8 protein-coding genes are annotated in these 12,487 nt (G+C 64.0%); 5 read left to right on the top strand and 3 right to left on the bottom strand.

The features are described from left to right. Nucleotides 1-78: 78 nt before the first annotated feature. Nucleotides 79-1,713, bottom strand: coding sequence for a flavin-containing monooxygenase (locus AKL29_RS18760; protein WP_050385156.1), 1,635 nt, complete (start codon nt 1,711-1,713; stop codon nt 79-81). A 234-nt stretch (nt 1,714-1,947) separates the two neighbouring features. Here AKL29_RS18760 and AKL29_RS18755 point away from each other — a divergent pair, with 234 nt between their 5' ends. The 4 genes from AKL29_RS18755 (at nt 1,948) to AKL29_RS18740 (ending at nt 6,451) form a co-directional block, all read left to right on the top strand. Then, nucleotides 1,948-3,171, top strand: a complete 1,224-nt coding sequence (locus tag AKL29_RS18755; RefSeq protein WP_050385155.1) for a cytochrome P450 — start codon at nt 1,948-1,950, stop codon at nt 3,169-3,171. 117 nt (nt 3,172-3,288) lie between these two features. Further along, nucleotides 3,289-4,887, top strand: coding sequence for a GMC family oxidoreductase (locus AKL29_RS18750; RefSeq protein WP_050385154.1), 1,599 nt, complete (start codon nt 3,289-3,291; stop codon nt 4,885-4,887). 8 nt (nt 4,888-4,895) lie between these two features. Further along, the gene (locus AKL29_RS18745; protein WP_050385153.1) at nt 4,896-5,345 is read left to right on the top strand and encodes a gluconate 2-dehydrogenase subunit 3 family protein; all 450 of its coding nucleotides are present in this window, start codon (nt 4,896-4,898) and stop codon (nt 5,343-5,345) included. A gap of 71 nt (nt 5,346-5,416) precedes the next feature. After that, a complete protein-coding gene (locus AKL29_RS18740) occupies nt 5,417-6,451 on the top strand; it encodes a S1C family serine protease (protein ID WP_050385152.1) in 1,035 nt (344 codons plus the stop codon). A 210-nt stretch (nt 6,452-6,661) separates the two neighbouring features. On the opposite strand, the gene AKL29_RS18735 is transcribed toward AKL29_RS18740, so the two are convergent. Beyond that, complete coding sequence (locus tag AKL29_RS18735; protein WP_050385151.1) at nt 6,662-8,038, bottom strand: SagB/ThcOx family dehydrogenase; 1,377 nt, start codon at nt 8,036-8,038, stop codon at nt 6,662-6,664. Nucleotides 8,039-8,131: 93 nt separating this feature from the next. Then, nucleotides 8,132-10,378 carry a TOMM precursor leader peptide-binding protein gene (locus tag AKL29_RS18730; protein ID WP_050385150.1) on the bottom strand — a complete coding sequence of 749 codons (2,247 nt, stop codon included), beginning with the start codon at nt 10,376-10,378 and terminating at the stop codon, nt 8,132-8,134. 984 nt (nt 10,379-11,362) lie between these two features. On the opposite strand from AKL29_RS18730, the gene AKL29_RS18720 reads away from it, so the two are divergent. Beyond that, entirely contained in the window at nt 11,363-12,250 is an 888-nt protein-coding gene (locus AKL29_RS18720; protein WP_028334379.1) for a VOC family protein, read from the top strand. Nucleotides 12,251-12,487 lie beyond the last annotated feature (237 nt).

Genomic DNA, 12,487 nt, shown 5'->3' with positions numbered 1-12,487 from the left:
TATGGGTCCTGGCTTTCGCCAGGACGACAGTGGTGGATGGGGCAGGCGCCTCGCGTCACCGAGAGAGCGACCCCAAGCTCAGCCCAATCGCAACTCCGCATACCCCTTCGTCGCCACCGCGTCGCATCTCTCACGATACGCCGGTGCGCTGCCGCTGTAGCGGGCGACGATGCGGGTCTGCTTGCCCTCGACGTTGCGGTTGATGCCGGTCATCCAGGAATCGACCTCGTTGGAGAGCAGGCCGACGCCGAGCGCTTTGACATGCTCGGTCCAGTCGGCGGTGCCCTCAGGCGTGGCATCGAGGAAGGTCAGGCCTTTCGCTTTCGCGAAGCGGATCAGCCCGGTGACCCAGTCCACGCTGTATTCGATGCTGCGCGGGATGTTGCCAAGCGCGGTGTGCGGGCCCATCAGCATCATCATGTTGGGGAAGCCATCGACCATCAGCCCGAGATAGGTTTCCGGGCCGTGCGTCCATTTCTCCTTCAGCCGTGCACCGTGCGCGCCGCGGAAATCGATTTTGTCAAAGCTGCCGGTAATGGCATCGAAGCCGGTGGCGTAGATGATGATGTCGAAGGCATAATCCCTGTCGCTGGTGCGGATGCCTTCCGGCGTGATCCGCTCGATCGGCGTCGCCTTGATGTCGACGAGCTCGACATTGTCGCGATTGTAGACTTCGTAGTAGAAGGTCTCGAGCGGCAGCCGCCGCGTGCCAAACCCGTGGTTCTTCGGGATCAGCATCTCCGCGACCGCCTGGTTCTTCACGCGCTCGCGGATCTTGCGCGCGACGAAATCGCTGATGGTGGCATTCGCCTTGCGGTCGATCAGGATGTCCTTGAAGTTGCCCTGCCAGATGCCGAAGCCGCGCTCGCCATAGAGCTTCTCGTAGAACGCCTCGCGCTCCGCCTCGCTCACCTCGAACGCGCCGCGCGGATCGGGCGTATGCACGAAGCAGGCGAAGGTCTCCTTGCAACGCGCGAAGATCTCGGGATAGCCGGCCTTGATCCTGGCTTGCGTCGCGGAGTCGATGTTGCCGTTGTGCAGCGGCGCCGCCCAGTTGGCGGTGCGCTGGAACACGGTGAGATGCCCGACCTCGCCGGCGATGGTCTGAATGGTCTGGATGCCGGTCGCGCCGGTGCCGATCACGGCGACGCGCTTGCCGGTGAAATCCACCTTGTCCTTCGGCCAGCGCGCGGTGTGGAACGATCGGCCCCTGAAATCATCGCGGCCCTCGATCCGCGGCAGGGTCGGCGTCGACAACGGGCCGATCGCGGTGATCAGGAAGCGGCAGGAGTGCTGCGCGCCGCTCTCCAGCGTGATCCGCCAGCTTCGCCTGTCGTCCTGGTAGATCGCGGACGTGACGCGGCTCTCGAACTGGATGTCGCGGCGCAGGTCGAACTTGTCGGCGACATAGTTGCAGTAGCGCAAGGTCTCGGGCTGGCCGGCGAAATGTTCCGACCATTCCCATTCCTCGAGCAGCTCCTTCGAGAACGAGTAGCCGTAGGAATAGCTCTCGGAATCGAAGCGTGCGCCGGGATAGCGGTTCCAGTACCAGGTGCCGCCGACGCCGGTGCCGGCCTCGAACACGCGCGCGCTAAGGCCAAGCTCGCGCAGCCGGTAGAGCTGGTACATGCCGGACAGGCCGGCGCCGATGATGATGACGTCGTAGTCCGGCGCAGCCGTCTCGGGGCTGTTGTCCTGGCGCGATGCGGCCACCTGTCGTTGCTCCCTGATGGATTGATTGCCGGCAAGGCTAACCGGTCTTCCTGCTGCCGACAAACATCGAACAGCGGGGCAGCTATCGGGATTTGCCGGGTGCGTCGGCCCGCGCGCATTCCGCGCGGCGGACTGTCCGCCCCGCGGCTTTACTCGGCCGCGGGATTCCCTCTATCGTCGGTCCGACACAACGATCGCCCGCCAAGCGGCGACGGAACCAGCGGGAGTGAAGCGATGGGAGAGGCGCTGCGCAGGCCGACGTCGACAGACGTCAGCAATCCCCGGCTTTATCAGGATGACACCTGGCGGCCGCTGTTTGCGCAGCTCCGCCGCGACGATCCCGTGCATTATTGCGAGGCGTCGGCCTACGGTTCTTACTGGTCGGTGACGCGCTACGACGACATCTTCGCGGTCGAGCTGGATCACCAGAACTATTCGTCGGCCTCCGAGCTTGGCGGTATCCAGGTCGCGGACCAGCCGAAGGGGCAGGAGCGGCCGAGCTTCATCCGCATGGATCCGCCCGGCCACACCGCGCAGCGCCGCACCGTGGCGCCGATCGTGGCGCCGTCGAACCTTGCCAATTTCGACGCCCTGATCCGCAAGCGCACCGCAGCCGTGCTCGATGCGCTGCCGCGCAACGAGACCTTCGACTGGGCTGAGCGGGTTTCGGTCGACCTCACCAACATGATGCTGGCGACGCTGTTCGATTTCCCTTCTGAAGACCGCGCCAAGCTGACCTGGTGGTCGGATGTCGCGATCGCCAACGTCGAATCTCCCGACGCGGTGGTGCATTCGGAGGCTGAACGCACCGCCGAGCTGGTCAAGATGGGAGAATATTTCCGCAAGCTGTGGGACGCGCGGGTCGATGCGCCGCCGACCTTCGATTTGATCTCGATGCTGGCGCATTCTGAAGCGACGCGGAATCTGGAGCCGCGCGAGTTCATCGGCACGATCGGGCTGTTGATCGTCGGCGGCAATGACACCACGCGCAATTCAATGTCGGCCGGGCTGATGGCGCTGTGCGAGAACCCGGAGCAGTTCGAGCTGGTCCGCGCGAGGCGCGAGCTGATCCCGAACCTGGTGTCCGAGACCATCCGCTACCACACGCCGGTGCTGCACATGCGCCGCACCGCACGCAACGATGTCGAGCTTGCCGGCCGCCGGATCAAGAAGGGCGACAAGGTCGTGATGTGGTACATCTCCGGCAACCGCGACGAGGACAAGATCGAGCGCGCCGACGAATTCATCATCAACCGCGCCAAGCCGCGCCAGCATCTCGCCTTCGGCGCCGGCGTCCATCGCTGCGTCGGCGATCGCCTGGCCGAGCAGCAACTGCGCATCCTCTGGGAGGAGGTCCTGGCGCGCGATCTGCGTTTTGAGATGATGGGCCCGCCGCAAAGGCTCTATTCCAATTTCATCCGCGGTATACGAAGCTTGCCGGTGAGAATCGTCAATTGAAGTTGTGGGTTTGTCATTCGGGGATGGTGCGTAGCACCAGACCCGGAATCTCGAGATTCCGGGTTCGATGCTGCGCATCGCCCCGGAATGACGGGATCATAAGAACAAGGAATCCGAATGAACGATCCCGTTGACGTCCTGATCATCGGCGCCGGCGCGTCCGGCGCCGCGGTGGCCTGGAGCCTCGCCGATACCAAGATGCATATCCTCTGCCTCGATCAGGGCGGCTGGATGAATCCTGCCGAATATCCGAGCACCGAGCGCGACTGGGAGGCGAAGTTCTACGGCGAGTGGTCGTCCAGCCCGAACGTCCGCCGCCGGCCCGAGGATTACCCGATTAACGACGACAATTCGCCGATCAAGGTCGTCAACTTCAACGCCGTCGGCGGCTCGACGGTGATGTACACCGCGCACTGGCCGCGGCTGCATCCGTCCGATTTCAAGGTGAAGACGCTCGACGGCGTCGCCGATGACTGGCCGATCGACTACGACGCGCTCACTCCGTTCTTCGAGGAGAACGATCGGATGATGGGTGTCTCCGGCCTGTCGGGCGATCCGCTGTCGCCGCTGAGCCACCCGCCGATGCCGCAGCAGCCGCTCGGGCTATCCGGCCCGCTGATCGGCAACGCCATGAACAAGCTTGGCTGGCACTGGTGGCCGTCGGACACGACAGTGGCGACGATGGATTACGAGGGCAGGGCGCGCTGCATCAATCTCGGCCACTGCACGCCGGCCTGCGCGCAGGGTGCCAAGGCCTCGACCGACATCACCTACTGGCCGCACGCGGTCCGCGCAGGGGTCGAGCTGAAGACCCATTGCCGGGTACGCGAGATCCTGACCAACGAACACGGCATGGCCTCCGGCGTCGTCTATTACGACAAGGACGGCGTCGAGCAGTTTCAGCCGGCCGAAGTGGTCATCATCGCCTGCAACGGTGTCGGCACGCCGCGGCTGCTGCTCAATTCGGTGTCGGGCAAATTCCCGAATGGCCTTGCCAACTCGTCGGGCCTGGTCGGCAAGAACCTGATGTTCCACCCCTACGCGCAGATCTACGGCTTCGTGAAGGAGCCGACCGACAGCAACCGCGCGCCGCCGACCTGCCTGTGGAGCAAGGAGTTCTACGACACCGATCTGTCGCGCGGCTTCGTCCGCGGCTACGGCATCCAGTTCGGCCGCGGCGCCGGGCCGGTGTTCGAGGCGGTCGCGAGCGAGCAGAAGGGCATCCTGCCCTGGGGCAAGGATCATCACCGCGTCTTCCGCAAGCTCAACGGCCATCGTCTCGCGGTGTCGGCGATCTGCGAGGATCTGCCGGAGGAGCACAACCGTGTCACGCTCGATCCCGTGTTGAAGGACAGCCACGGCATCCCCGCGCCGAAGATCGATTACACGATCAGCGCGAACAGCCGGAAGATGATGGATCACGGGCTGGCGCGCGGCCGGGAGATCCTCGAGGCCGCCGGCGCCACCGACATCTGCATCAACGATCCGATCCCGTGGGGCGGCTGGCATCTGCTCGGCACCGCGCGGATGGGCACCGATCCGGCGCGCTCGGTGGTCAACGAATGGGGCCGCTCGCACGACGTGAAGAACCTCTTCATCGTCGACGGCAGCATCTTCGTCACCTCGGGTGGCGTGAACCCGACCTCCACCATCCAGGCCCTTGCGCTCTACATCGCCGACCAGATGAAGCAGCGCCTCGCCAATCTGTTCGATTGAGACCGTCCATGTCCGATGCAAAACAACTGACCGCGGCCCAGCGCGCCGATCTCCGCACCGTCGCAGCGATGATCGTTCCTGCCAGCGACGAGTACAAGGTGCCGGGTGCGGACGATGCCGCGATCCAGGCCGACATGCTGGCGACGCTTGGCCGCGACACCGCGCTGGTCGCGCAGGCGCTGGATCATCTGGCTGATCTCGCGGGCAAGCCGCTCGCCGAGCTCGACGATGCCAGGCGCGATGCGGTGGCGCAGGAGTTTCGTACCGGCGGCGGCGCTGCCGCGGCCACGCTCGTCCGCGTGGTGCTGCAATGCTACTACCGCGACGACCGCGTGCTGCGCTCGCTCGGCCTCGAGCTGCGCGCGCCGTTCCCGAAAGGCCATGTGCTGCCGGAGGGCGACTGGTCGCTGCTCGATCCGGTCAGGGCGCGCGGCGGCACGTTACGGCGGGCAACCTAGCCGACAGGGCAGGTAACCACTTGCGGCGCCGGGAGCCGGTCACCATCTTTGGAGACCAAAGGACTCTCGCCATGCTGGATTTTACCTCAGATACCGCCGGTGACACGCCGTCGCCGCGAACGGCTGACGCTGCCCAAGTCGCAACCCAGGTCGATGACCGGGCTTTGCTGGATGCCTATTCCAATGCCGTGATCGACGTCACCGACCGCGTCGGCCCCGCCGTGGTCCGGGTCGAAACCGGGCCGAAAGTGCGCAACGCGCGCGAGCGCGGCGGGCTCGGCTCGGGCATCGTGATCTCGCCCGACGGGTTCGTCTTGACCAACAGCCATGTGGTCGGATCGTCGAAGGAGATCCGGCTGCGCGACACCGAGGGCTTCGTCACCGACGCCCATGTGCTCGGCGTCGATCCCGACACTGATCTCGCGCTGCTGCGGGCCGATGGCGCGCGCGATCTGCCCTATGCCTCGCTCGGCAACTCCAAGACGCTGCGGCGCGGCCAGCTGGTGGTCGCGATCGGCAATCCGCTCGGCTTCGAATCGACGGTCACCGCCGGCGTGGTGTCGGCGCTCGGCCGCTCGATCCGCTCAGTGAGCGGGCGCACCATCGAGGACGTGATCCAGACCGACGCCGCGCTCAACCCCGGCAATTCCGGCGGGCCGCTGGTGTCGTCGAAGGGCGAGGTGATCGGCATCAACACCGCGATCATCAACGGCGCGCAGGGCATCTGCTTTGCGGTCGCCTCCAACACCGCGCAGTTCGTGCTGTCGGAGATCATCCGCCACGGCTATGTCCGCCGCGCCTATATCGGCGTCGCCGGCCAGACCGCGCCGGTGCCGCGGCGGCATGCGGTGCTGGCCGGCGTCGAGAACAAGATGGGTGCATTGCTGATGCAGATCGAGCCGGACAGTCCGGCTGCGCGGGCGAGCCTGTTGCCGGGCGACGTCGTGATCAGGCTCGACGGCATCGAGATCAACGGCGTCGACGACCTGATCCGCGCGCTCGATCACAGCCGCATCGACCGCACGCTGTCGATGGACGTGCTCCGTCTCGGCCGCCTGCGCGCGATCGACATCCACCCGATCGAGCGCAAGCCCGCAAAGCAGTGAGCGGCGCGCGCAGATATCAGACCCTCATGGTGAGGAGCCGCCAACGGGTCCGCGCAAAGCGCGGCCCGATGACAGGCTCCGCGGCGTCTCGAACCACGAGGCCCTGACTGTGGCCTCATCCTTCGAGACGCGCGTTCCGCGCTCGTCAGGATGAGGGTGAGCGTTGAGCGCGAGGCTATTACCGTAGCCCCCAAAAACGCGGCTGGCCTTCTAGCTTGCGGCCGGCGGTGCCTTTCCGCGTCCGAGTGCAAATTGACCGACCGGGCTCTCGACATGAAATTCGAGCTCGGTGATTTTCGCAAACAGATCGATGTTGGTCGTGCCGATGGCGCAGCCGCCAAGGCCCATATCGGTCGCCGCCAGATAGAATGTCTGGATCATGGTGCCGACATCCTTCAGGATCAGCGAATATGCGATTGAGCTGTATTTCCAGGATACCCGCCCAAAACGCGCAGCGATCGTGATCAGGACCTGCGGCGGGCCGGGCGCGTCCATGGCAAACTCGGCCGCCGTCGAGAGCGCCTGGAGCTGCTGGGCGGAAGCGCCGATCGCGACCAGTGCGTGACCACCCGCATCGTAGTGGTAAAATCCGCGCGCAAGCCCCTCGCAGTTCGAGACTGCCAGGTACAATTCCAGCTCGTAAGCGCTGCCCGCCGATGGATAAGGCCTCGCGCTGTAGGTGACTTCAGGACCGCCGTCAAAATTCGCGCCGTTCTTCCATTCCGATAGCACGCGGGCGGTGGTGTCGAGAAACTGTGCGAGTTCGGCGAGCGTGACGGGGTGCTGGTCGTCGAAATCCCGTATCGAATGGCGTTCACGCAACAGCTTCGCGAAGGGCGAGATCGGCTCCGGCGTGGAGAGCTTGTGGAGGGCGAACTTCTCGCCTGGCCAACGCGGACGTATCGCAGGCAGCGGTGGAACGACGCCCGCATGGGTGAACGCGCCGCCAACTGGATCGGCATGCCGGCCCTCCGTGCTCCGCGTGTGAAACACGAGATCGTGAAAATCCCAGAGAACGAGATTGCCGTCGCCTTCATTCACCCGAAGGCCGTCGCCGTCTTTCGCATTGAGCTTGATCAGCATCTGGCTGTCGAGCAGCAATCCGAGCAGATCGAGGTTCAAGGAGGTCGCGTGGCGGCGAAGCTTGCTGATCTTCTGGGGCTGCGACAGGGCCGCGAGGGTGGCAGCGATGGCGGGATCGCAAATCCGGAACAGTGCCCCGGCGCGCGGCGATTCCAGCACCATCTCGTTGCCGCGCCGGCGCAGATAGGCGAAGCGCGACAACACGATGGTATCACCGTTCCCCAGCTTTGCAGGTTGCGGCCAGTATTCGGCGACCTGCGGCTCGATGACCACGAGGTCCTGCTTTTCGCGCGGAGAGGATAGGCGGTATTCGAGAAGCCCGTGCCGCGCCAGTCGCTGCACCAGGGCATGAACCTGCCTCGCGAGGGCGCTTTTGCCGGCAAAGGAGGCGAGCGGCAGGCCGGAGGCGAGATGTCCCGCACGGTCGATCGCCGCCGTGCTGAATTGTCCCAGATTGACCGTATAGTGGCCGAGGGCAGCGGCGATGCTTCCGTCCGCCTGCATATGAAGGGAAAAGCGACCGTTCAATCGGGCGGTGATGACTGGTGCGATCTTCCTGGTCGGCTTTTTCCGGAGCACGCGCACGGAGGCCAACCTTCAGGTGTGTGGAAGGAACGGAGTGAGTTCGCTTTCCGGTCGTGGCCGGTCCAATAATCCAAGCTTCACCGGAACATCGTAAAGCCGGCCGGGCGCGAAGCGGCGATAGAAATGCCGCAAGCCCGGAACGAGCACCCTGACGACGGGGACTTCGACGTCGGGCCGCGTCTGGTCGAGCACGAGGAAATCATGTCCGGCACCGGTGGCAATCTCGATGCAGGCATTGACCTGGTCGCTCGTATTGTCGTGAACCTTGAGGCCCGGTGCCGGCGGGACGATCGGATCGTCGCTGGGGATCAGGAAGGGATAATCGTCAAGTCGCAGCGGCGTAACGCCGTCAAGCGTCGGCTTCTCGCCGCTTCCGCCGCCCATCATGCCAATCGACATGAATTGGGTCAGCTCCGTCAGGGAACGCAGCAGGGCTATGCGGCGATCGAAATGCGAGCCGGAGCCGAACTCGATATTTTCGTGTCCGTTCTGCATCCAGTGCGTGATCGCCACGTAGGAGGGAATGCCGAGATCGCTGGTGATGTCGAGCACCCAAAGCCTGCGCCCCGCATCGGCAAGCTGGGCTTGCAGATCCCGCACATAGGAATCGTCGAATTGCGTGAGGTCGACTTCGGCCCGCTGCAGCCGATTGTACCACCAGATGGCGTAGGCATCGCGTTCGACCAGTTCGAGGAAGCCTTGAACGATGGCTTCCTCACGGGTGTTGCCGGCCGCACATCCGTTGGAATCCGTGTGGAAGCCGCCATAGAAAAAATACAGCAGGCCGGTCGGAAGAAATTTGAAGCGCTTGTCGCGTAACGACCAGACCGGCGACCACTCGTTTTTTGTCGAGGGATCGAACGGCTCGGGAACCGGGTGTGAATCGTCCGGCTGCGGGGCATGTCTGTTCCGAAACTGCGTGTCGCTGAAAAGCTGGACGTCGTTGGGAAGAAGAGCGTCACCGGGAGCGAAATCGGCAAAGCGGCGGTTCGTCCTGATCTCGTCACCCTGGAAAATGCCCGAATAGCGCTCGATCGCCTCCATCAGCGCGCTGGCCTCGCCCTGCTCGGCTGTCGAGCCCTTGCCGAAGCTGCCGCCGCTCAGTCCGGATCTGAGCTGGTCAACGTTCCAGGCCGGCGCGGAGAAGTTGTGGTAGGCGAAAAAATTCGTATTCATCGGCAGATCGGCCTCGATCCGCTCGAGCCGCGAAACGACGCCGGTCAGCGGACTGACGTGTTTGCGGAACCGCGCGACGGTGGTTCGCGACGTCACGGTGCGGTATCCGCCGCTGGTGGCTATGAGCTTTCTGCCCTCGGCAATCTCGATCGGGGTTGCCGCCCGGCGCGCGCTCTGCAGCTTCTTGCTGCCGCAAGTGGGACATTGCGGGCGTTTCGCGACATAGTGCTTGGCGATGACGGCACCAGTCAGGTCGAAGCTTGCAATGTGATCGCGCAGGTCGGTGCGAAAACCCGAGGCAATCGCCTTCGTGATCTCCACGGCAGCGAAGTGAACTGCGGTCTGTCCAACGGTGTCGTGGACCAGGGGCGATACGGCGACCGCTTGCGCCGGTCCGCGGTCGAGAAATCCCTTGATCTCCCGATTGCGTATCATGCGATCGAACAGGCAGGTCCAGCAGGCGCTCTCGCCCGGCTTGAACACAGGTCCCACCAGCGGAATCACACCGGACGGCTGCACCAGGAGCCACGGCGTCCCATCGGCGACGCGCACCCCGTTCAGCTCGGCGAGCCCTCGATCGAGATAGTCATTCACCAGCGTGATGATGAGCCTCGGCGACCGCTTGGCGATCTGAACGCCAAGCTTGCTCAAGGCCGTGCTCAGTTCCCTGGCGCCTTTGACATCGATCGATTCCACTCGCACGGGACAATCGCGGAGATTCTGTTCCGCAACCTCGGGAGGCAGGCCGAGGCTCGCCCAATACCCATCAACGGCGCCTGCGAATGTATGCGATGCTCCACCAACGACGTATCGGCGCTCCAACAACCGCCTGATCGCTTCCTCGATCTTGTCGGCGGGAAAACTCTTTGAAAGCTGGCGAACGATCTCTGGCGCAGCCTTTCCATTTTTTCCGATCGCCGTGGCTACCGCACAATACAGTTCGCCGTGCAGGAAGAACTTGCGATTCTCGGAATAGAGACAGACCACATTGGGAGGAATGACATAGGCGGTGAAGTTCGGCGCGAAGCGCAAAACGCCCTTGCGGGTCTGCCTCGCGGCGCGGCTCTTGCGATTGACTGTCATCGGGTCAGCACGCCGATCCTGTTCCCGTCACTGCCGGTTGCCGGCGCACGACAAACCGCCGCCCCGCCCAACTTGTGCGCCGAGCTCGACCATTCTTCGAAATAAGTTGGATCACACTCGCCCGCCATCGGCAAGCTGACCAGCCAGGCGCGCCGAACGTTGCAACGAAGGCAAGAAAATGGCCGGGTCGTTCGCGGGCCCGGCCGATGAAATCGCGACGTGTCCATACCTAGTCAGGGAGCGCTGCGTCCTAGCACCAGCGGCAGCGGCCCCACGATGCACAGCACCCTGCGCATGACACCAATGGCACGCCTACCCCGATCCAACCAACGCCGCAGCCGCCACATCCACCGCAACCGACGCCGCAGCGGCAGCCTCTGCACGCTCTGCAGCCGCCGCAGCCTCTGCAGCCTCCGCAACCTCTGGCGCCTCCGCAACCTCTGGCGCCTCCGCAGCCATGACAACCACCGCATCCCCGCGCGAGCAGCACACCGCCCGCGACGCTTCCATGGTCGATGAGATTGAGATGGAAGGTGGCGAGGTTGACGTCGGCGAGTTCTTCCTCGCTGAGCGCGGTCACTTGGCCGGGCGCGAAGCTCGGCCTGTGTTGAACGTCCACGGTCGGTACGGCCGAAGCCGATGCACTTCCCGCCAGCGAAAAGGTTAGACCGGCTACTCCCAGCGCCGGCATGGCGGCTTTGGTCATTCGCTTCTTTTTCGAAGCTTGCTTCGCCCGCTGCATGGCCGCATCCTCCAATGTTGGAAGAAGGATCTCCGTAAGCCGTGATCCTACCCCGAGCGAACAAGGCAGGCAAGATTTGGGGGTACACGAAATGTCATGGGGCTGGGTTGCATGTAATGGGGCTGGGTTGCATTCACCTTCATGAACAATATCGCTGCAATTTCATCGAAGGCGCCGAATATCTGCGCCCGTGAGCGGATTGCGCGGGGGCGGTTTGATGCAGTGCGCAATTGCCGGCCCGCTTGAACAGGGAAATTAGCTTGGTCGATCAGCCCGGACGCTTCGCCTGGTATGAACTCCTGACGACGGACATGCGGGCGGCAGCTGCCTTCTATGGCAAGGTCGTCGGCTGGGCGACGAAAGATGCGTCGATGCCGGAGCTGGCCTATACGGTGCTTGCTGCAGGCGACACGCCGGTGGTTGGTCTCATGGAGCTCCCCGAAGAGGGGCTGCGATTGGGTGCAACGCCGAGATGGGTCGGCTATGTCGCCGTCGATGACATGGATGCGAAGGCCGCGCAGATCCGCCGTCTTGGCGGCGCCATCCTGGTATCGCCGACCGACAGCAATATCGGCCGAATTTCAGTGGTCGCCGATCCGCAAGGAGCGACGTTTGCGCTGGTCACGGGACTGACATATGGCCAACCGCAACCCGGCGGATTGGACGAGCCCGGGCGCGTGGGCTGGCACGAGTTGCTGGCCGAAGACCGGAACAGGATCTTTGCTTTTTACGACGAGCTTCTTGGCTGGCAGAAGGCCCATGCTGGAGCCGATCCGGCAGATATGTATGAATTGTTTTCGGTGGCCGGACAGACGATCGGCGGCATGCTCACCAAGCTTCCGAGCGTGTCGCAGCCCTGTTGGCTCTACTACTTCAATGTCGACGACATCGGCGCGGCCGCCAAGCGCGTTCATGCCGGCGGAGGCCGGGTCCTCCAGGGTCCGATCGAGTTGCCCGATGGTTGCTGGATCGTTCGATGTGCCGATCCCCAGGGCGCCCTGTTTGCGTTGCAGGGCGCCTGGGATCAGACGCGCACCGAACGCCCCTCGACCTCGGAAGTCGGCTGGTCTGCCAGGTGGGGTGGCATTGCTTCAAAGGGCAGGATGGTGCTTCACAAGACGAAGCGCTAGGCCGAAGCGTTTGCTGCTTGCGGCCTGAAGGCGGGACAGGCGGAATGGGTACGCGCCGATACCGCGTTCGAGGCAGATATCCGATCGGCCTTGCAGTGGCATGGTGGGTGAGAATTTTCGGCCGCAATCGCGACGGAGGCGTGCGCTGCTGCGGTGGCGCCGGGGCGTTCGTGGGATTTCGGAATAATAGAAGATATCGCTGATTTGCCCGACGCGTCAAGTGGTTTGTCCGAGTGT

The organism is Bradyrhizobium pachyrhizi (genome assembly GCF_001189245.1).
In the GTDB taxonomy this organism is placed as follows: Bacteria; Pseudomonadota; Alphaproteobacteria; order Rhizobiales; family Xanthobacteraceae; genus Bradyrhizobium; species Bradyrhizobium pachyrhizi.
This window is presented reverse-complemented; position numbering and strand designations above follow the sequence as displayed.